Origin of the sequence: Parapedobacter deserti, assembly GCF_042646065.1 — a bacterium.
Lineage (GTDB): Bacteria > Bacteroidota > Bacteroidia > Sphingobacteriales > Sphingobacteriaceae > Parapedobacter > Parapedobacter deserti.
Window position 1 is genome coordinate 192318 of record NZ_JBHRTA010000004.1, and the last position, 20522, is coordinate 212839.

A 20522-nucleotide genomic window follows, 5' to 3' on the forward strand; every position below is an offset into this window, starting at 1 on the left:
TCCTCCACTTATTTAATCGGGATTCCGTGGTAATATTCAGCGTCTTCATAGTCCTTCCTTAGCGGATACCCTTCCCAGTCATCGGGCAGCAGAATTCGCCTCAGATCCGGGTGCCCCTCAAAATAAATGCCCATCAGGTCAAATGCCTCTCGCTCATGCCAGTCCGCTGTCCGCCATATCGTCGCAACACTCGGCACGGTAGGGAGGCCTTCCAAATTCCTGTCGTTCGGTATAACTACTTTCAGCACCATCTGTTGTTTGAAAGGAATAGAGGCTATGTGATATACCACCGTAAACGTGCCGGCCGCCACGCCGTCGTCCACCGCGCTGATACAGGACAGAAAGTCGAAATAGGTTTCCTCATGATCGCGCAAAATCAAACATGCCTGCGGCAAGTACGCACTGTTGAGCACCAGTGCCGACTGCAAACCTGCTTCCTCCAAGGCAACTACAGCCTGATCTCCCAACCGGCTTTCCAACAGTGCTTTTATGCGTATGATAAGCTCCATCTTTGTATAAATATGCGTTAAGGAGCTACACGAGTGATTTTCCAACCGGTCGCCTGCCTGTTATATACCAACCGGTCATGGAGCCGGCTTGCCCTCCCCTGCCAAAACTCAAGCAGGTCAGGAATCAGGAAATATCCGCCCCAGTGTGAAGGGCGTGGCACCGGGGTCGTATCCTTATATTCGCTTTCCAGTTTGGCCAGCTGCGCTTCAAGCACCCATCGCCCTTCAATTTCCCGGCTTTGCGGCGAAGCTACAGCGCCCAGTTGGCTGCCCTTGGGTCTGGATTGAAAATAGGTGTCTGAAAGCGCTTCGGGCATTTTCTCCACGCGTCCGACTACCCGCACCTGCCGCTGCAATTCCGGCCAGAAAAACAACAGCGCAGCGTTGGGATTGATGCGCAGCTCCTCCCCTTTTTTACTTTCATAGTTGGTGAAAAAACCGAAGCTCACATCGTCGAAGTGCTTCAGTAATACGATCCTCGACGAAGGGCGTCCGTCGGCCGACACCGTCGATAGCGTCATGGCATTAGGTTCCATGACCTTTTTTTCTACCGCCTCGTCAAACCATTTTCGGAATTGGGCGAGTGCATCCGTTGCTGCTTCGGCTTCGGTTAGCCTACCCATATCGTATTCCACACGGATTGAAGCTATGTCGTTTTTCTTCGATACCATTTCATAAGAGATTGCAGACCGCAAACTCCAGGTGTTCCCGGCGGCACAAATATACAAAAAACGAAGCGGTTCGCCTATTTCTTGTAGTAGGTCATGGCTTCGGGAATCAACTTCTGGATGTTGATTATCCGGCGTGCGTCGCTGGGGTGTGTGCTAAGGAATTCAGGCGGAGCTCCCCCACCCTGCGACTGCTTTGCTTGCGCCATCCGTTCCCAGAAACCAACCGCCTCGTTAGGGTTATACCCGGCCATCGCCATGAAGACCAATCCCAACCGATCAGCCTCGCTCTCCTGGTTTCTGGAATAACTTAGCAGTGCAAGCTGCCCGCCCAGCCCATAGGCTGTATTAAGCACTGCCCTCGTGGTATTTGATCGTTCGGCCGTGGCCACGTCCACCGCCACGCCACCGGCTTGTGCGATAATCGACTGTGACATGCGCTCTGCGGAATGCTTTGCAATGGCATGCGCTATTTCATGTCCTATGACAGTGGCGAGTCCCGCTTCAGTTTTCGTAACCGGCAAAATGCCTGTATACACCGCAACCTTACCGCCGGGCATACACCATGCGTTGATTTGGTTTTCGTCAATGAGGTTAAACTCCCAATTGAAATCGAATTGGTTGCCGTACCCATTTTCCTGCAGAAAGCGTGTCACGGCGGCGGCTACGTTCTTGCCTACGCGTTGCACCATCTGTGCCTGCGACGTGCCCTTGACAACCTTGGTCTTCGAGTCGCCCAGGAAATCCTTATAGGCCAGTGCAGCCTGTTGCTGGATCTCTGATTCGTTTACCAGGCTTAACTGTCTACGACCAGTCAATGGTACAGTTGCGCACGAGATGAACAACCCGACAATTGACAATAAGCAGATTTTTTTGATGATTAGTTTCATGATATTTAACGTATATATACAATTCAGCTAAAGAAAACTTGGTTGAAAGCAATTTCTACGGCAAGTAAAAGCAATATATATGCCGATTTTGTGCGGGCGCTATACCTTCGCTCGCCTCCGGAACAGATACACTTTTGATTCCTTGCCTTTCAACAGGCGTTCGATATTCTTTTGGTGTGTGATTAGAATAAGTACGCATATGCACATGCCATAAAGCAGCACTGATTTCACCGATGTATGAAATAAGAAAACGATACTAAACGGAAATGCAAACCCGGCACTTATCGAGCTTAGCGACACATAGCGCGTCAGCAGTAACACAGCAATAAACACCGAAACACATACCATCGCCGCCTGAAAATGCACGGCCAATATCATTCCGAACAACGTAGCCACGCCTTTCCCTCCCCTGAACCCGGCAAAGACGGGAAACAGGTGGCCCACAACAGCAATTACACCGAGGGCGAGTTGATAATTTACAAACTGAGCGGCTGCCTGGGGGCCTGTCACAGACGGCCCGATGAAGTAAGCAAGATTGGTCGCTGTCCAGCCCTTTAGGATATCGATCAGCATCACAGCCCCTCCGGCTTTCGTTCCCAATACACGAAACGTATTGGTCGCCCCGGCATTACCACTTCCATATTCCCGCACATCCACGCCGTAGAATGATTGCCCTAGCCATACTGCTGTAGGAATGGAACCAAAGAGATAAGCCAACACAACCGCTCCGACTAAATACATCGATATCATGAATCGCAAATTAACGAAAAAGACGCAAAAAACAATAATTACCCTGTCAATCGAGGGGGCTGGCTTTCAAACTCATGTCCAAGCTCTTCACCGAATGAGTGAGTGCGCCCATGGAAATGTAGTCCACTCCTGTATCAGCATAGTCACGGATATTCTCTTCGGTTATCCCGCCCGAAGCTTCCGTTACGAACCGGCCATCAATCAACGTCAACGCCTCACGTATTTGATCCGGAGTGAAATTATCCAGCATGATGCGCTCAATATGCCCTACGTTTAGCACTTCCTTCAGTTCATCCATATTCCGCACTTCCACTTCGATAGCCAATGGCTTGCCGAGTAAGCTGCGGTATTCATTCGCCCGTTGTACGGCTTCGCTTATCCCGCCGGCATAGTCTACATGGTTATCCTTAATTAGGATCATATCATATAGCCCGAATCGATGGTTTACGCCACCACCAATGGATACCGCTTTTTTTTCCAAAAAGCGCAGCAACGGTGTGGTTTTCCGCGTATCCAATAGCTTAGTGCCGGTCCCTTCCATTGCCGTGACGATACGGTGCGTGGCCGTCGCTATCCCGCTCATCCGTTGCATGATATTCAGCACCAGCCGTTCAGCGAGGAGTATACTGCGCATGGGGCCGATGACGCGAAACGCGATGTCTCCCTTATGCACAGATACGCCATCGGTTCGGAGTACATCAACTTGCAGTGTGTTATCCACCTGGTCAAACACGGCAAGCGCTTCTTCAACCCCTGCCAGTATTCCCTGCTCCTTGATAATCAACAACGCTTTTCCCTGTTTGCCACTCGGAATCGTTGACAACGACGTGTGGTCTCCGTCGCCGACGTCTTCTGCAAGCGCCTCGGTTATAAATCGGTACAGCTTTTCTTTTCCTTCCTGAATCATCTAGCTATCGGATAAATGCAACAAAGCCTCCAACGGGGCTCTTTGCCCATGACATAACCACATGAGCATCCTTTGAAAAAACGCTGCTAAGATGACTATTTAAAACAAAAAAATAAGAATAAAAGTTAAAATTAGCTTCGGTCAATAGATGGGTTCCACGCGGAATTCCGTGACATGGAATGCGTTTTCGTTGTTGGTAAGCTTATAGGAAACCCGAAACGTGTCTTTAGACGTTTCAAGATTGAGCACCACATAGCGGAAGTTCGGATTGGAGTCCAACCGGTGTGCGATTTTTACACCCGTCGGTGTATTCCTGGTGAAAAAGTCACGCAAGATGATTTCCGCCTGCACGCGCGAGTACATGCCTTCGTCGTTCATGAGGGTCATGCTTACGGTAGAAGAAAAATACTTGGAGAGCCCTTTGGTGTTTGCGCTCCTGATACACGATGCAATATCATCGACTACATCATTGGTGTGGGCTAGGGTTGCCACCATACACAAGCACATTATCCCTGCCAACCCTGCCTTTTTGATAAATCTGATTCCCTTCACTTCCACGGTAATTGTTTATTCAAATATCCTTTGCATTGATTCAACAATATTAAACGTTCTTTCTGTTATTCAGTGTAGCCTTTTTTCTACAAAACGAATTTTATATCGAGCAACGTTATCCCCTAACCCAATATAGCCAAAAACATGCCAGTATTTACCCTGCTCGGCTGTCCCTCTTGTCCTTGTTCTTGAAGCCATTTTTGTCAAAAAACCCTATATTTGCTCCGTGAACAATCAAAAAAAAGTAGCGCTCATAATCTTGGATGGATTAGGTTATGGCAAAGAAGATCATACGAATGCGGTACAGGCTGCAAATACCCCAAACTTAGATGAGTTGCTAGCCAACTATCCCAACTCAAGACTCGAAGCTTCCGGCGAGGCTGTCGGCCTTCCCCCTGGTCAGATGGGCAACTCGGAGGTCGGCCACATGAACCTGGGAGCCGGCCGGGTGGTATATCAAGAACTCGGAAGAATACACAAAGCCGTCAGTGACGGGGAGTTCAGCACAAACGAAACGCTGCAAGCCGCCTTCCAATACGCCAAATCCGGCAGCAAGCACGTGCATTTCATAGGCCTGTTGTCCGACGGCGGAGTCCACGCCCATACCATGCACCTGAAAGGGCTCTGTGAGGCTGCGAAACAAGCCGGATTGGGTAGTGACCAGGTCTTTATCCATGCGTTTTTGGATGGCCGGGATACCGATCCCAACTCCGGCATCGGATACGTCAACGACATGGAGGCGTTTCTCAGCTCCAGTACCGGACAGCTGGCTTCAGCTGTGGGGCGCTACTACGCCATGGATCGCGACAACCGTTGGGAAAGGGTTAAGCAAGCCTATGACTTATTGGTTCACGGTGTCGGCAGACCAGCTCAAGACCTTGCCCAAGCCATCCGCCAATCGTATGATGCGGGCGTCACCGATGAGTTCGTACAACCGATCGTCAGGACTGACGCGTACGGCTCGCCCATTGCCACGATAAAAGATGGCGATGTAGTGGTCTGCTTCAATTTCCGGACCGATCGTGGTCGTGAGATTACCATTGCGCTTACACAGCGTGCGTTCCCGGAGCTGAACATGCACCCATTGCAATTGCAGTACCTCACCATGACTACCTACGATGAAACGTTTAAGCAGGTCCAAGTCTTGTTCACCAAAGACAACCTCACCAACACGCTTGGCGAAGTGTTGGAGGCTCATGGCCGAACGCAAACCCGCATAGCTGAAACGGAAAAATACCCCCACGTCACTTTTTTCTTTTCAGGCGGACGCGAACAAGCGTTCGAGGGCGAAAACCGGATACTTATCCCATCACCGAAAGTAGCCACGTATGATCTGCAGCCCGAGATGAGTGCCCAGCATGTCGCAGATGCGATATGCAAGGATATGACGGAGCGCAAACCGGACTTCATCTGTCTCAATTTTGCCAATCCCGATATGGTAGGTCATACCGGCGTATTCCAAGCGGTAGTCAAAGCCGTCGAAACGGTAGACCGCTGCACCAAACAAGTGGTATCATGTGGTCTTGCAGAAGGCTATTCGTTTATCATCATCGCCGACCATGGCAACGCCGAATTCATGGTCAACGAAGACGGATCGGTCAATACTGCCCATACCACCAACCTGGTGCCCTGCATTCTCATAGACAACGACTATAGGTCGATATCGGACGGAAAATTAGGCGACATTGCACCTACGATATTGAAGATGATGCAGTTGCCTATCCCCGGTGAAATGACGGGCAATGTATTGGTTTAGCAGCACGGACGATTATGATCCAGCACAATCGTTTATCCAACGCTTGTTTTTGCCTAAGCGCAATGCTGATATGGGCTGCTGCTGCCTGCAACCGTCCGGAAGTGGAGCAACCTGCAAGTGCTACCACGCCTTATTTCAGTTTGGAGGGCTACTTTAATAGCGAAGCAGCGCGAATGCAACGTGAGGCCCCTGTCATCGACAAAGTAGTCTCAAAAGGCGGACAACCCGAACATCGCACCATACAGATAAACAACTGGCATAAAGAACTGGCATTGTTTACCGAATCGGACATCAACAAACCAGCCTGGCGCGCCAGTTACCGCGTGGACAGTACGGCGTCCACCCTGACGTATACCAGCCTCGACCCCAAATTGCGGACCGCACGGATTACGGTAGAAAAACGGCCGGATGGCACCGTCAAACATATTGCTGTTGTTAACAGAGTCAGTAATATGCTTTACCAAACCGAAGAGCAGCTCGATTATTATCCCGACTCGGTTTATCGCATCAACAAGCAACAGCAGGTCCGCTTCATCGGCGAGAGCCGGTATATGGTATCGGGCACTATCCAATAAAAAAGGCTTTGACAGTACATCCGTCAAAGCCTTTACCAACTGATTTAATGCGTTATTTTAGATTATCGCGATACACTTTCGCTTTCTTCACCTCTGTCTGAATATCTTTCTTGCCCGGCGTCATCGTCAGCACCCGCTCGAAATCTGCAATACTCTTGTCATACGCTTCGGTTGCCCGCGCCTTGTCATAGTTCGCTACGCCGGCTGTGCCCCGTAAAATACCGAGATCCCGGTAGGCTATTCCCCGGTTTTGAAAATACTTCACGTCACCCGGGTTTAATTCGATTGCCTTAGTATAGTCGGCGATCGCAGCATTCAGCAATTTTTCCCGATTAGCGGAACTCGTCTTGGTTTCCGTCTGAACGGCAAGGATATTGCTGGCTTTCCCGCGGTAGTAATAAGCAGACTCATGATCAGGCCGCAGTTCCACCACTTTGCCAAACGACTCCACGGCTTTCTTGTAATCGCCAATCTGATATTGAGAATAGCCCAACATGTACATCACATCCGGATCGCCTGATTCCGCCGGCAGCGCTTTCTGCAGGTGACTTGCCGCCGCCTTGAAATCGCCGTCAATCAAGGCCTTTTGCCCTAATCGAACGTTGGGGTTGCTGGGGGCCGTCTCGGTGGTCTGCGCCTGTGCCACGAAGGTGGCCAAGCATAGTATTCCTCCGACGACGCTCCGGTTAAGCTGCTTAAAAACCATGTTCAATTTACCTATTTTCATCACTTTTAAAATTAGACAATTTTTCTAGCCAAACCCATATCTTCCTGATAAACAGCCTAGCGGTCCATTATAATTCAATTTTCGTGCTACAAACATACTGATAATTACATGCAATCGCAATTTACTGCCACATCTCGTTAATATGAACTATAACTCAAAAACAGTGATTTTATTATTTGACACGCAAATTTCAATATAAATCCTTATCTTAGCTGATATGTAAAACAGTGAGTAACCAAGCCACCTGTTCCTTTGGCTGACTTTTTTTCAGCGGTTGTGACTTATACGACCCATCTTTGCAAATAATTACCAAAAAGTCTACTATTGGCATAGGCCTTGCAATTACCTAATAAAAGCAATTTAGCGTTTAGCACAATGAACTTGGCTGCCATATTGGCGCCATCATATACGAAAAACTATTCATGAGCAATTTTGATCCATTTGATTTCAATCAGGCAATCCCCATTATAAACGAAGATACGGAATTCTTTCCCCTCTTGAGTCAGCAAGACGAAGACGAAATGAGCAATGCGGATCTTCCCGAATCGCTCTCCATCCTCCCGCTACGCAACACCGTCCTATTCCCCGGCGTTGTGATACCGATCACCGTAGGGCGTGACAAATCCATTAAACTGGTCAAGGAGGCCTATAAAGGAGACCGCATCATCGGTGTGGTGTCACAACAGAACATGGCTATTGAGGATCCGTCGTTTGAGCAGCTCAACAAGGTTGGCACCGTAGCAATGATCATCAAGATCCTGCAGATGCCAGACGGCAACACAACGGTGATCATTCAGGGAAAACAGCGCTTCAGATTGAGCAACCTCATCCAAAGCGAGCCGTACCTCAAAGCATATATCGAACGTTTTGAGGAAAAAAAACACAAGCCGAGCAGAGAGCTTAATGCGTTGATCTCGTCTGTCAAAGAGATGGCGCTGCAAATCATCCAGCTCTCCCCTCATATACCCAGCGAGGCGGGCATCGCCATTAAGAACATCGAAAGCCCTGCTTTCCTGATCAATTTCATTTCCTCCAACCTCAATGCCGATCTTCCGTTTAAGCAGCAATTGCTGGAAATCGCCGATTTGGAAAAACGGGCATCAAAGGTGCTCGAGCAGCTTAATATCGAGCTTCAGTTGCTGGAGTTAAAAAACCAGATTCAGAATAAGGTAAGGGGCGATCTGGACAAACAACAACGCGACTACTTCCTCAACCAGCAACTGAAAACCATTCAGGAGGAACTTGGCGGCAATACACCCGACCTTGAAATGGAAGACCTGCGCAACCGTGCCAAAGCCAAGAAATGGTCAAAGGAGGTAGCCAACCATTTCCATAAGGAGCTTGACAAACTGGCACGCATCAACCCCGCTGCGGCAGATTATTCCGTACAGGTCAATTACCTCGAGTTATTACTTGAATTGCCATGGAATGAAGTCACGAAAGACAACTTTGATCTCCAGCGCGCCCGACGGGTACTCGACCGCGACCACTACGGCTTGGATAAAGTGAAGCAACGGATCATTGAGTACTTAGCTGTACTGAAGTTGAAGAGCAACATGAAGGCGCCGATCCTTTGCCTCGTTGGCCCTCCGGGTGTCGGAAAGACATCGTTGGGCAAATCGATAGCCAAGGCACTCGGACGAAAGTATACGCGCATGGCCCTTGGGGGCATCCGCGATGAAGCCGAGATCAGGGGGCACCGGAAGACCTATATCGGTGCCATGCCGGGGCGCATCATCCAATCGCTGAAAAAAGCGGGTGCGGCCAATCCGGTATTCGTACTGGACGAAATCGACAAGGTGGGGAGCGACTTCCGTGGCGATCCGTCATCTGCATTACTTGAGGTACTCGATCCCGAACAGAACAATGCGTTTTATGACCATTATGTCGAGTTGGACTACGATCTTTCAAACGTAATGTTCATCGCCACGGCCAACTCGCTCGCCAACATACAGCCTGCGTTGCTGGACCGGATGGAAGTCATTGAAGTCAATGGATATACTATCGAGGAAAAAATCGAGATCGCCAAGAAGCACTTGATTCCCAAGCAGCGGGAATTGCATGGCCTTCAGCCCAAAGATCTATCCCTCCGGCCCAAGGTTGTCGAAAAAATCATCGATGAATATACCCGCGAGTCGGGTGTGCGTGGCTTAGAAAAGAAAATCGGTTCAATCGTACGTGGCATAGCCACCCGCGTTGTCATGAACGACCCCCTACCAAAACCGGTTGACGCTGAAGCAGTAGAAAAAATCCTTGGCGCACCCATCTTTGATAAGGAATTCTACGAAGGCAACGAGGTAGCCGGGGTGGTCACCGGATTAGCCTGGACGCAGGTCGGCGGCGATATCCTGTATATCGAATCCAGCCTGAGCGCTGGAAAGGGCAAGCTGACACTGACAGGAAACCTGGGTGAGGTGATGAAAGAATCGGCCAGTATCGCGATGGCGTACCTGCGGGCAAATGCCGATGAGTTCGGAATCGACTACGGCGTGTTCGACAAATGGGACGTACATATACACGTTCCTGCAGGTGCCACTCCTAAAGACGGGCCTTCGGCCGGTATCACCATGCTTACAGCGCTGGCCTCCAGTTTCACTCAACGAAAGGTTAAAGCGAAGCTTGCCATGACCGGAGAAATTACCCTTCGCGGCAAAGTGCTCCCCGTTGGCGGCATCAAAGAGAAAATTTTGGCGGCCAAGCGTGCCAACATCAAGGAAGTGATCCTTTCGAAAGCCAACCGGAAAGATATCGTGGAAATCAAGGAAGACTATATCAAGGACCTAACGTTCCACTATGTCACCGAGATGCATGAAGTGATTAATATTGCGCTGCTCAAACAGAAGGTCAGGAAGGCCAAGATACTTATTCCCGAAGGGGCGTAACGCCTCTTCACCTTTTTGTTTGTATAAATTAATTGCTATCTTCGCTACATGCTTACAGAGTCGCTGATTATCTTAGCATTAATTCTGTTAAACGGCATTTTTTCGGCTTCCGAAATTGCTATCGTATCGAGTCGAAAGGCACGCTTGCAGGTGTTGGCCGAAAAAAAAAACCTTGCCGCAAAGCAAGTCCTGAAACTTAAAGACTCGCCTAATCGATTTCTTTCAACGGTACAGATCGGCATCACGTTGATCGGGATCCTTACGGGTCTATTCGGAGGGGCTACCATCGCCCAGCGCCTGGATATATACCTCTCAGACGTTTCCTGGCTCAGCGGATACAGCGCACAGGTCTCCATCACCATCGTGGTCGTCCTCATTACGTTCCTTACGCTGGTGCTTGGCGAGCTGGTTCCAAAGCGCATCGGACTAGCTGTTCCCGAAAAATATGCCATGGTTATCGCTTTTCCAATGAACTTTTTAAGCAAAGTGGTCGCCCCTTTCGTATGGCTGCTCAGCGTAACGACCGAAGGCATAGTCAGGTTGCTTAATATAAAGACTTCGCAACATGCGGTCACTGAAGAAGAAATCAAGGCCTTGGTTGATGAAGGTGCAGATATTGGAGCCATCGAACATATCGAGCATGAAATCGTCGACCGGGTATTCAGCCTCGGAGACAAAAAAGCATTCAACCTGATGACCCATCGCAGCAATATTGTATGGCTGGATATCGATGACGATTACGAGTCGCACAGAGAAACGATACTGGAAAGCGGCCATACGGTTTATCCCGTATGTCAGGGTGGTTTAGATAACATCATCGGCGTGGTACACATCAAGTCGCTGCTCAAACAATACCTGATTGAAGAACCGATCCAGCTTAAGGGGCTCACACAGCCGCTCAATTATGTTCATGAAAACAGCTCCGCTTATAGCATATTAAATAAATTCAGGACGTCCAAAATACACCAGGCGGTGGTACTCGACGAATACGGCTCGCTGCAGGGTATTGTCACCATCAACGACATACTGAGCAGTCTCGTGGGCGACATCTCCGATGGAGATACCGCCGAAAGGCCCGAAATCGTCACCCGTGAAGACGGCAGCATGCTTGTTGACGGGCAGTATCAGCTCAATGATCTACTCACTGTGCTCGGCATAGAAATCACAGAGGAAGATGAAGAAAGCTTGGGGAGTATCAGTACCATTGCAGGCCTCATTTTGCTCAAACTCGGCCACATGCCCACAGCGGGCGAACTCGTGCAATGGAAGGGCCATCGGTTTGAGGTGGTAGACATGGATGGCAACCGTATCGATAAGGTATTGGCCACTTTCGTCGGCTAGCAACAAACATTTTCGCGACGTAACTGCTTATAAGGATATGACGACTTATAAAATTGCAGTTTGCGTGGGAAGCCTTAGGCAGGCGTCCCTGAACCGGAAAACTGCCAATGCATTGGTGGCGCTTGCCCCCCAATCGTTGCAGTTTGAATGGATGGATATCGGTCAGTTGCCGTTGTACAACGAAGATTTTGATGAGTCGCCCCCAAAAGAGTGGGTCATGTTCCGCGACCGGCTCAGGGCGTGTGATGGTCTCTTGTTTGTGACCCCCGAATACAACCGCTCAATATCGGGTGCGCTCAAAAATGCATTGGACGTCGGATCCCGGCCCTATGGGGAAAACTCGTGGGATGGAAAGCCGGCCGCGGTGGTCAGTGTATCACCCAGCGCAATCGGGGCGTTCGGCGCAAATCATCACCTGCGGCAAACCTTAGCGTACCTCAACGTGCCGACAATGGCACAGCCCGAAGCATACATCGGGCAAGCAAATGAGCTTTTCGGAGAAAATGGAGACCTTGTTAAGGATACGACTAAAAAGTTTTTACAGGACTTTATGGAGGCCTTTGCCAGGTGGGTAGAGACCATAAACGGCTAATACGCCACCGACGTCAGATGATCCCTTTGTTCAGCAGTTCTTTTTCCATTTCTTGCTGAAGGGCCAACGCTTCTTGCCTCGCCCGCTCAGCAAAATCGGTCCCCGCCGACGCGTATATGATTGATCGCGTAGCGTTCACCAGCAATCCGCATTCGGCGTTCATCCCGTACCGGCATACATCACTGAGGCTTCCCCCCTGCGCGCCCACCCCGGGTACCAGCAGGAAATGATCCGGTGCATGTTTTCGTATCGCCGCAAATGCCTCTCCCCGGGTGGCACCTACTACATACATCAGGTTTCCGGCATTGCCCCAGGTGTTTGCTTTCCGGATCACCTGTTCAAAAAGCGGTGTGCCGTTCCTGTCTTCAACGGTTTGAAAGTCCAGCCCCCCCGTGTTTGAAGTAAGTGCAAGAATAATGGCCCATTTGCCTTCAAACGCCAGAAACGGCTGCACCGAATCGTGCCCCATGTACGGCGCTATCGTCACCGCGTCAAAGCCGAGGCCAGAGGCCTGTTGATCAAAAAATGCTGCCGCATACATCGCGGATGTATTACCTATATCACCCCTTTTTGCATCGGCAATGCGGAAACACTCCCGGGGCAATATTTCCCAGGTTTTCTGCAGACTCTTCCATCCAGCCATACCCCGGCTTTCGTAGAATGCGATATTGGGTTTAAAAGCAACGCAAAGGTCTGCGGTTGCTTCGATGATCTGCCGGTTGAATTCAAAGACCGGATCATCGTGGCCAAGCAAGTGCGCCGGCACCTTGTTGATGTCGGTATCGAGGCCCACACATAGAAAAGAACGCTTAGTTTTGATTTGACGGATGAGTTCACTTCTGGTCATCGTTGCGTATGCTTTTTATTCCCGCAAACCTAAGACAAAAATCGCTGTTAAAAAATTAAAACCGTATATTTACTTATCCGAATATGGCAAGTGTTTTTATAACCCGCGTAGTCCCCGAAACGATCAAGCAATCATTGGCAGATCAAGGCCATACTGTTTCCGAGTGGACGGAAAAACGCGATCTGGCTCCCGACGAACTCATCCGGTATGCAAAATCCAGTGATGCCGTATTCAGCGTTGGTGGGCATGCTATCGATAACCGTTTTTTAACGGCATGCGAGCATCTCCGCGTCATTGCGTTGTGCAGCGTAGGCTATGATCATGTAGACGTGGCCGCTGCCACCCGACTGAGAATACCCATTGGCAATACACCCGGCGTATTAAGCAAAGCGACTGCAGACACGGCCTTTTTACTGATGCAAAATGTTGCGCGCAAGGCGATTCACAAACACAAGGAAATCCTGCGCGGCAATTGGGGATTTTTCGATCCCATGGTTGATCTCGGCATCGATTTGCAGGGAAAAACGCTGGGAATATACGGTTTGGGGCGCATCGGCTATGAGATGGCCAAGCGCTGCCGGTTTGCCTTCGACATGCCCGTTATTTACCACAATCGGGGGCATAACGAACAGGCCGAACGCGATCTGGATGCGCGCAGGGTATCATTTGACGAATTGCTCGAACAAAGCGATGTGCTTAGCGTGCATGCCAACCTCAGCGGCAAGACGCACGGGATATTCAACGGTGATGCCTTCTCCAAAATGAAAGCATCGGCCATCTTTGTTAATACTGCGAGGGGCTCAATGCATGATGAAGAAGACCTCCGCGTTGCCCTGGAAAACGGTGAAATCTGGGGGGCCGGCCTCGACGTCACGGATCCGGAACCGATGGCACCTGATAATCCGCTCCTGGAAATGTCCAATGTCGCCGTTTTACCGCATATCGGTTCGGCAACGATTGAAACCCGGATGAAGATGATGAAACTGACGGTAGAAAATCTGCTCGCGGGTCTCCGGGGCGACCACCTCCCCTACTGTGTCAACCCAGAAGTATACGAGCAATAACTACCTTCCCCATGTGCCGGTTGGCTATTCGGCAGCCAGTTTTTGGATAAATTCGACTACCTCAGGGCGGCTGTAGTCGGCCATCCCTTCATGGCGCGCTGCGATTTGCCCCCGCTTGTCAAGGATAACGGTGGTCGGAATCGAATTGCCGAGCCAATCGCCCGGAATATTTCCAGACGGAACGTGCACAGGCAGGCTCAGTTTTCTGTCAAGCATAAATTGCCTGGATTTTTCATATTGATTATCCACATCTACCATCACAAAGACGATACGCTCATCGTCCTTGAATTGCTGGTACAGCTTGTCGATAGAAGGCATCTCGGCGATACAGGGCGGACACCAAGTAGCCCAAAAATTGATAAACACCACCTTATCCGATTGGTTCGCAACATCAATCGGGGTACCTTGGCCATCCATAACGAAAACCGAAGGCTGTCCTGCGGCCGCGGAAGGTGTAGGCTGCGCTGTATCATCCGCATTTTGGGCCAGATCGGGCTTGTATAAACCGATTGCCATCAGGCCGCGGCTCACCCATGCCTTCGCGTCCGGGCTCAACAACAGTACGGCCATAAACAAACACAGCGAGAGGGTGATAACCGTGGAAGTGCTAATTTTTTTCATTTAAATCAGAGTTTTGTTCTATAACGCCCCTTCGACCCCTAGTCCAAACAAGGCAAAATCATATTTTACCGGATCATGGGCATCCAACATCCGCAGGGTGTCCGTCAGTTCGCACGCCGTCTTCCAGTCAGCTTGTTTACGGCGGATCAGCCCCAGTTTACGGGCGACACGCTCTACGTGCACATCAAAGGGGCATACCAGCGCTGCAGGAGAAATCCGAGTCCACAAGCCGAAATCAACCCCTTGACCATCATTGCGCACCATCCAGCGCAGAAACATATTCAGCCGTTTGCATGCTGAATGCTGGGCAGGCGAACTGATGTGCTTCCGCGTACGCAACGGATAGTCAGGCAAGCTGAAAAAGTAGCTGCGAAACCAGTTCAGCGCCATCGCTATCGTAAACGCCGGTCTGCTCAATTCCTGCGCAAAACACGCCGAAGAAGCAACACGTTGGCCGGAATCCCCGTGCGGATGCACTTCGATGAATTCAGCACGGAATTCAACGTTCGCCGTGGGTGGGATAAACGCATCTTCCAATGAATCGTACCGAGCGTAATGCACCCTGAAGAATTCGATGAAATAAAGCAAGTCCGTATCATTGAATGTACGATGCTTGAACCCCAGCAACTGCCTCAGGTCGCTTTCATGGTGGTTGCGGATGAAGTCAAACGGCGCCCCGTCCATACGCGCGATCAGCTCCGTGCTCTTGTTGATGATGGTCTTACGTTGCCCCCAGGCCAGCACCGCCGCAAAAAACCCCATGATTTCGATATCCTGCCGGCGTGTAAACCGGTGCGGAATACATACGGGATCACTTTCGATAAACCCCGGCCGGTTGTATTCAGCGACCTTACGGTCCAAAAACGTCTTGATCTCAGCAGTCACTTTACCCTCAATCAACGGAGCTTACCTGTCCAACGCCTGTTCCAGATCAGCCAGTAAATCACCGATATCCTCTACGCCCACACTGATGCGGATGAGGTTGTCTACCACCCCCACCTGCTCACGCAACGCTTTCGGGATGGACCCGTGTGTCATGGTAGCCGGATGGTTAATCAGCGATTCCACGCCGCCGAGCGACTCCGCCAGTGTAAACACCTTAAATGAAGAAGCCACGTCGAAGGTCTCTTGGAGTGATGCGCCCTTCAATACGATAGACACCATTCCACCAAAATCGCGCATCTGCTGCTTGGCGATGGCGTGGCCGGGGTGGTCTTCAAATCCCGGCCAATAAATTTTTTCCACGCGCGGGTGCGTTTTCAAATATTCAGCTACTTCGCGTCCGTTATTGCAATGCGCCTGCATACGCAGGTGCAATGTTTTGATGCCACGCAGCACGAGAAAACAGTCCTGCGGCCCCGGTGTCCCGCCGCACGCATTATAATAGAAAAACAACCGGTCGTAAAGCTCCTGCTCCTTTACTACGAGCGCTCCCATTACCACATCCGAATGCCCACCGATGTATTTAGTCACCGAATGCATCACGATGTCTGCCCCTAGATCAAGTGGATTTTGCAGATAGGGCGACGCAAACGTGTTATCCACAGCAAGAAGCACTCCAGCATCTTTAGCCAGTTGTCCGACCGCAGCGATATCCGCCAATTTAAGCGTCGGATTAGTCGGTGTTTCGATCCATATCAATCGGGTATTCCCGTTTATCTTACTTTCTATTTGTTCAGGCTGAGACATATCCACGAAATGGAACCGGATTCCATAGCGTTCGTAAACCTTGGTAAAAATCCGGTACGAACCACCGTACAGGTCGTCGCCGGTTATCACTTCATCGCCGGGCTTCAGCAGCTTCAACACCGTTTCTGTAGCCGCCATTCCACTGGAAAACGCAAGTCCGTATTTGCCGTTTTCCAGCACAGCCAGGCATTCTTCCAGCGCCCTTCGCGTGGGATTGGTACCCCGCGAATATTCATACCCTTTATGATCGCCCGGTGCGGCCTGCTGGTAGGTAGACGTCTGGTAGATGGGTGTCATCACGGCTCCGGTAGTGGGGTCAGCAGATTGGCCGGCATGTATGGCATTCGTTGCAAATTTATATCCCATGATGCGTATTTATTTAGTTTTCAGGTACTGCGAAGACAAAGTTAACCAAACTTTACCGAATAAAAGAATACGGTTTGGTCGCGGTACCGTCAAAAGTGCAATGGCGACCGGTATATGAAGCGGTAGCCCAAGTCGGCAAGGAGCCTATCCGGCGATACCACTTTGGCTGTTCGGTGGTTATCCACAAAGGCCGCAGGCAGGCCGTAGCCATATTTCACCGCAGACACTTCGATGACCTCCCTTTTCAACGGATGCTCAGGGCATACCACGTTATAGGTTTTCCGCCGGGACCCCTGCATCAGCATGGATCGAATAATTCCGTAGACATCTTCAACATGCACGAAATTGGCGGTCTCGCTGCCGATCTCGCAGACCTTGCCCGCGAAATGTTTGGCGATCACGCGCTCCAAACCGAACAAGCCACCCAGCCGCAGGATATTAATATCGGGAAACGCCGAGCGCAGCATCGATTCACCCCGGAACAGTTTGTCATCCAGCTCATCAGCGGCAAACGTGTCTTCCGTGATCACCGCGCTCACCTTGGGATAGATCCCTACCGAGCCGAAAAATATGGACTGCCTGAACGATAGCCTGTTCAAAAACGCACATAACCGATCAAACCGGCGTTCCACCACATCCCGTGCATCCCTCCGGGTGATGGGCACACTCACGACGACCAGATCGAACACCGTCCCGCTGACGTCCGGATACCCATCAGCTACATCGAAGTCAACCACATGCGACATCAGTCCGCATTGTGCCAGTTGTTCCGCCTTCGCGATGGAGGTGCAGGTAGCCCATATGCGGTGGCCTTCTTCAAGCAGGTGGGTGGCCACGTAGGTGCCTACCCATCCACACCCCACAATCAGCACGTTCATCATCACCATGTGCTAATACGCCCTTGCAAACAGTACGCGCTGTGCTGAGGGTTTCCCGGTACGTATACATACACCCGCTTCTTCTTTGTTGGCTAAGGGTATGCAGCGAACGGTCGCTTTTGTTTCCTCTTTAATCAGCTTCTCGGTCTCCACGGTACCATCCCAATGCGCCGATATAAAGCCACCGCGCTCTTCCAGCACTCGTTTAAACTCATCATAAGTGTCTACCTCCACAGAGTTCGCCTCGCGAAACGCCAGTGCCTGGTCATAGATATTACGTTGGATCGCGTCAAGCAATTGTTCGACCCGGTCTGCCAGCCCGTCCTGGGATACCGTTTCCTTGGCCTGCGTATCGCGTCTCGCGATCTCTACCGTGCCGTTCTGCATATCGCGCGCGCCTACAGCTATGCGTACCGGCACGCCTTTCAACTCCCATTCGGCAAACTTGAAGCCCGGGCGATGCGTGTCACGGTCGTCATACTTCACGCTGATACCCTTTCCCTTCAGCTCGGCCAGCAGCCGGTCGGCCAGCGCGCCGATGGCATGCTGTTCTTCCTCGGTTTTGAATATCGGTACAACCACCACCTGTATCGGCGCCAATTTCGGTGGCAGTACCAGGCCGTTGTCGTCGGAATGTGCCATGATCAATGCGCCCATCAATCGCGTCGATACACCCCAGGAAGTCGCCCAAACGTAGTCTTGTTTCCCGTCTTTCGCCGTGAATTTCACATCAAATGCCTTAGCGAAATTCTGCCCGAGAAAATGGGACGTTCCAGCCTGTAAAGCCTTGCCATCCTGCATCAGTGCTTCAATGCACAACGTGTCCAGCGCCCCTGCGAACCGCTCATTTTCCGTCTTCCTCCCGCGTATCACGGGCAAGGCCATCCAATTTTCGGCAAAATCAGCGTAAACGTCCAGCATCCGTTGAGCCTCTTCCACGGCTTCTTCTTTGGTGGCATGTGCGGTATGCCCCTCCTGCCACAGGAACTCAGCCGTGCGCAGAAACAACCGCGTCCGCATTTCCCAGCGGACGACATTGGCCCACTGATTCACCAGAATGGGTAGATCCCGGTACGACTCAATCCAACCTTTATAGGTGTTCCAGATGATGGTTTCCGAGGTTGGTCTGACGATAAGTTCTTCTTCCAGTTTGGCATCTTCGTCTACCACAATATTGCCCGATCCGTCATTTTTCAGGCGGTAGTGGGTCACCACCGCGCACTCCGTTGCAAAGCCTTCTACGTGGGAGGCTTCCTTAGAAAAAAACGATTTGGGGATAAACAAAGGGAAGTACGCGTTGCTATGGCCCGTGTCTTTAAACATTTTGTCCAATGCGGCCTGCATCTTCTCCCATATGGCATAGCCATAGGGCTTGATAACCATACAACCCCGCACCGCGGAATGCTCGGCAAGATCAGCCTTCACGACCAATTCATTATACCATTGGGAGTAATCCGTTTCCCGGCTTGTAATTCCTTTGCTCATAGTTGTATTCCAAAAATTAGTATAACATTTCGCGGACTGACACCCGTTTAAGTTTTGCCCAGCAAAGGTAGCCCGTTTTGTCAAAATACCGAATAAAAAATGAAGGCCCGGTTAAACCAAACCGGCGTTAAATAGTCTATAAGTATAAAAGCAAGGGCTTTAACCAAACGAAAGGATAATTAACATGAATACCAAAAATTTGACAGTCAGCGCGATAGCTTTAGCAAGCATCCTGTTTTTAAGTGCATGCAGCACTTCCCGGCAGGTTGCTTTCCGCGACGACGTCTATAATAATAACGCCCGGGCGGTAGAAAAAAGCTATCAAAGCCCAGACTATTATTATGACGAAGGTGCCGCCGAGGATGAGTATTATGCCGAGGATGGATATTACGCCGACGAATATGCAGATAACGGTGAGTATAATGAATACTACGCGGACGAATACAGTGATAGTGAATATGCCAACCGGATAAACCGGTTCCACTATGCCACTCCCGGCATGGGATATTACGACCCTTGGTTCGATCCCTGGTTTGGGTTCAACTCTTGGTATGGACCCGGTTGGGGCTGGGGCGGCGGCTGGAACCTTGGCTTTGGCTGGGGTATGGGCGGCGGCTGGGGCCTCGGTTGGGGCAGCAGCTGGCACAACCCGTATTTCGGTGGATATTGGGGCTGGGGCTCGCCGTATTTCGGCAGAGGCTTTGGCGGCCCATATGCTTACAGCCGCTGGGGCTGGGGTGGCTGGGGCGGCTGGGGTGGTGGCTATTACCCCGGAGGTGTCATTATCGACAACCGCCGCATGGCAACCCGCACCTCGTCACGCGACCGGATGAGTAACCGCACTGCAACCCGCACCGCCATATCGCGCGATGCTAACGGACGTATTTCATCGCGTACCGCAGTTACACGGGGCAGTGGCACATCAAGTGTCAGAGGCACCAGCCGTGCCGCAGGTTCACGCGATGCGGTTCGTACCAGCTCTAGCCGCACTCGCAATACCGAAGGTGTCAGAAGTGGTACGTCTCGCAGGCCTGCCGGACAAGCCGTGAGGCCTTCGGGAACCACTGCGCGTCCATCGGGAAGCAGCGCAAGACCGGCGTCTACAACACGTCGTCCGTCAGGAAGCAGTGCAAGACCGGCGTCTACAACACGTCGTCCGTCAGGAAGCAGTGCAAGACCGGCGTCTACAACGCGCCCGTCGGGAAGTAGCGCAAGACCTGCGGCTCCTTCTCGCCCCAGCAGCGTAGCACCGCGTTCATCAGGTAGCAGCTCACGGGGGTCATCCGTAGCTCCTCCGTCACGCTCGTCCGGTTCAAGTGGTGGCGGCGGCGGCGGCCGTAGTAGCGGCGGCGGAAGAGGCCGCGGATAAGCACCCTTAAATAGTTGTATAAAGGGAGCCAACTAAATTCGATTTTTATCGGTA

At 51.0% G+C, this 20522-nt stretch carries 20 protein-coding genes; 7 read left to right on the forward strand and 13 right to left on the reverse strand.

Annotated elements, in window-relative coordinates:
- Nucleotides 1-8: 8 nt before the first annotated feature.
- The 6 genes from ACFOET_RS01540 to ACFOET_RS01565 all read right to left on the reverse strand — a co-directional run bounded on the left by ACFOET_RS01540 (nt 9) and on the right by ACFOET_RS01565 (nt 4219).
- The gene (locus ACFOET_RS01540; RefSeq protein WP_379018853.1) at nt 9-509 is read right to left on the reverse strand and encodes an NADH-quinone oxidoreductase subunit C; all 501 of its coding nucleotides are present in this window, start codon (nt 507-509) and stop codon (nt 9-11) included.
- A gap of 17 nt (nt 510-526) precedes the next feature.
- Complete coding sequence (pdxH, locus tag ACFOET_RS01545) at nt 527-1180, reverse strand: pyridoxamine 5'-phosphate oxidase (protein ID WP_379018855.1); 654 nt, start codon at nt 1178-1180, stop codon at nt 527-529.
- A 74-nt stretch (nt 1181-1254) separates the two neighbouring features.
- Nucleotides 1255-2067, reverse strand: coding sequence for a M48 family metallopeptidase (locus tag ACFOET_RS01550; RefSeq protein WP_379018857.1), 813 nt, complete (start codon nt 2065-2067; stop codon nt 1255-1257).
- Nucleotides 2068-2166: 99 nt separating this feature from the next.
- Complete coding sequence (plsY, locus tag ACFOET_RS01555; protein ID WP_379018859.1) at nt 2167-2817, reverse strand: glycerol-3-phosphate 1-O-acyltransferase PlsY; 651 nt, start codon at nt 2815-2817, stop codon at nt 2167-2169.
- A gap of 46 nt (nt 2818-2863) precedes the next feature.
- Entirely contained in the window at nt 2864-3724 is an 861-nt protein-coding gene (nadC, locus tag ACFOET_RS01560; protein ID WP_379018861.1) for a carboxylating nicotinate-nucleotide diphosphorylase, read from the reverse strand.
- 141 nt (nt 3725-3865) lie between these two features.
- Nucleotides 3866-4219, reverse strand: coding sequence for a DUF4783 domain-containing protein (locus ACFOET_RS01565; protein WP_379018863.1), 354 nt, complete (start codon nt 4217-4219; stop codon nt 3866-3868).
- Nucleotides 4220-4502: 283 nt separating this feature from the next.
- On the opposite strand from ACFOET_RS01565, the gene gpmI reads away from it, so the two are divergent.
- Nucleotides 4503-6032, forward strand: a complete 1530-nt coding sequence (gpmI, locus tag ACFOET_RS01570; RefSeq protein ID WP_379018865.1) for a 2,3-bisphosphoglycerate-independent phosphoglycerate mutase — start codon at nt 4503-4505, stop codon at nt 6030-6032.
- A gap of 62 nt (nt 6033-6094) precedes the next feature.
- On the forward strand, nt 6095-6607 hold the full coding sequence (locus ACFOET_RS01575) for a hypothetical protein (RefSeq protein ID WP_379018867.1): 513 nt from the start codon (nt 6095-6097) through the stop codon (nt 6605-6607).
- Between the two features lie 52 nt (nt 6608-6659).
- Here ACFOET_RS01575 and ACFOET_RS01580 read toward each other — a convergent pair whose 3' ends face one another.
- A complete protein-coding gene (locus ACFOET_RS01580) occupies nt 6660-7334 on the reverse strand; it encodes a tetratricopeptide repeat protein (protein ID WP_379018869.1) in 675 nt (224 codons plus the stop codon).
- A gap of 422 nt (nt 7335-7756) precedes the next feature.
- On the opposite strand from ACFOET_RS01580, the gene lon reads away from it, so the two are divergent.
- From lon to ACFOET_RS01595, 3 genes are read left to right on the forward strand one after another with little or no spacing between them, the layout of a single operon-like run.
- Nucleotides 7757-10216: an endopeptidase La gene (gene lon / locus ACFOET_RS01585; protein WP_379018871.1), complete on the forward strand. Its 2460-nt coding sequence runs from the start codon at nt 7757-7759 to the stop codon at nt 10214-10216.
- A gap of 48 nt (nt 10217-10264) precedes the next feature.
- Nucleotides 10265-11557 carry a hemolysin family protein gene (locus ACFOET_RS01590; protein ID WP_379018873.1) on the forward strand — a complete coding sequence of 431 codons (1293 nt, stop codon included), beginning with the start codon at nt 10265-10267 and terminating at the stop codon, nt 11555-11557.
- A gap of 37 nt (nt 11558-11594) precedes the next feature.
- Complete coding sequence (locus ACFOET_RS01595) at nt 11595-12149, forward strand: NADPH-dependent FMN reductase (protein WP_379018875.1); 555 nt, start codon at nt 11595-11597, stop codon at nt 12147-12149.
- A gap of 13 nt (nt 12150-12162) precedes the next feature.
- Here ACFOET_RS01595 and pyrF read toward each other — a convergent pair whose 3' ends face one another.
- Nucleotides 12163-12996, reverse strand: a complete 834-nt coding sequence (gene pyrF / locus ACFOET_RS01600; RefSeq protein WP_379018877.1) for an orotidine-5'-phosphate decarboxylase — start codon at nt 12994-12996, stop codon at nt 12163-12165.
- 83 nt (nt 12997-13079) lie between these two features.
- Between pyrF and ACFOET_RS01605 the strand changes: the two genes are divergently transcribed.
- The gene (locus ACFOET_RS01605) at nt 13080-14060 is read left to right on the forward strand and encodes a 2-hydroxyacid dehydrogenase (protein ID WP_379018879.1); all 981 of its coding nucleotides are present in this window, start codon (nt 13080-13082) and stop codon (nt 14058-14060) included.
- A gap of 24 nt (nt 14061-14084) precedes the next feature.
- On the opposite strand, the gene ACFOET_RS01610 is transcribed toward ACFOET_RS01605, so the two are convergent.
- The 5 genes from ACFOET_RS01610 to proS all read right to left on the reverse strand — a co-directional run bounded on the left by ACFOET_RS01610 (nt 14085) and on the right by proS (nt 19099).
- The gene (locus ACFOET_RS01610) at nt 14085-14681 is read right to left on the reverse strand and encodes a TlpA family protein disulfide reductase (protein ID WP_379018881.1); all 597 of its coding nucleotides are present in this window, start codon (nt 14679-14681) and stop codon (nt 14085-14087) included.
- Between the two features lie 18 nt (nt 14682-14699).
- A complete protein-coding gene (locus ACFOET_RS01615) occupies nt 14700-15581 on the reverse strand; it encodes a TIGR02757 family protein (RefSeq protein WP_379018883.1) in 882 nt (293 codons plus the stop codon).
- Nucleotides 15582-15587: 6 nt separating this feature from the next.
- Nucleotides 15588-16736: a cystathionine gamma-synthase gene (locus ACFOET_RS01620; protein ID WP_379018885.1), complete on the reverse strand. Its 1149-nt coding sequence runs from the start codon at nt 16734-16736 to the stop codon at nt 15588-15590.
- A gap of 89 nt (nt 16737-16825) precedes the next feature.
- Nucleotides 16826-17617: a Rossmann-fold NAD(P)-binding domain-containing protein gene (locus ACFOET_RS01625; protein ID WP_379018886.1), complete on the reverse strand. Its 792-nt coding sequence runs from the start codon at nt 17615-17617 to the stop codon at nt 16826-16828.
- Nucleotides 17618-17626: 9 nt separating this feature from the next.
- The gene (gene proS / locus ACFOET_RS01630; protein WP_379018888.1) at nt 17627-19099 is read right to left on the reverse strand and encodes a proline--tRNA ligase; all 1473 of its coding nucleotides are present in this window, start codon (nt 19097-19099) and stop codon (nt 17627-17629) included.
- Nucleotides 19100-19283: 184 nt separating this feature from the next.
- On the opposite strand from proS, the gene ACFOET_RS01635 reads away from it, so the two are divergent.
- Nucleotides 19284-20468, forward strand: coding sequence for a hypothetical protein (locus ACFOET_RS01635; RefSeq protein WP_379018890.1), 1185 nt, complete (start codon nt 19284-19286; stop codon nt 20466-20468).
- Nucleotides 20469-20522 lie beyond the last annotated feature (54 nt).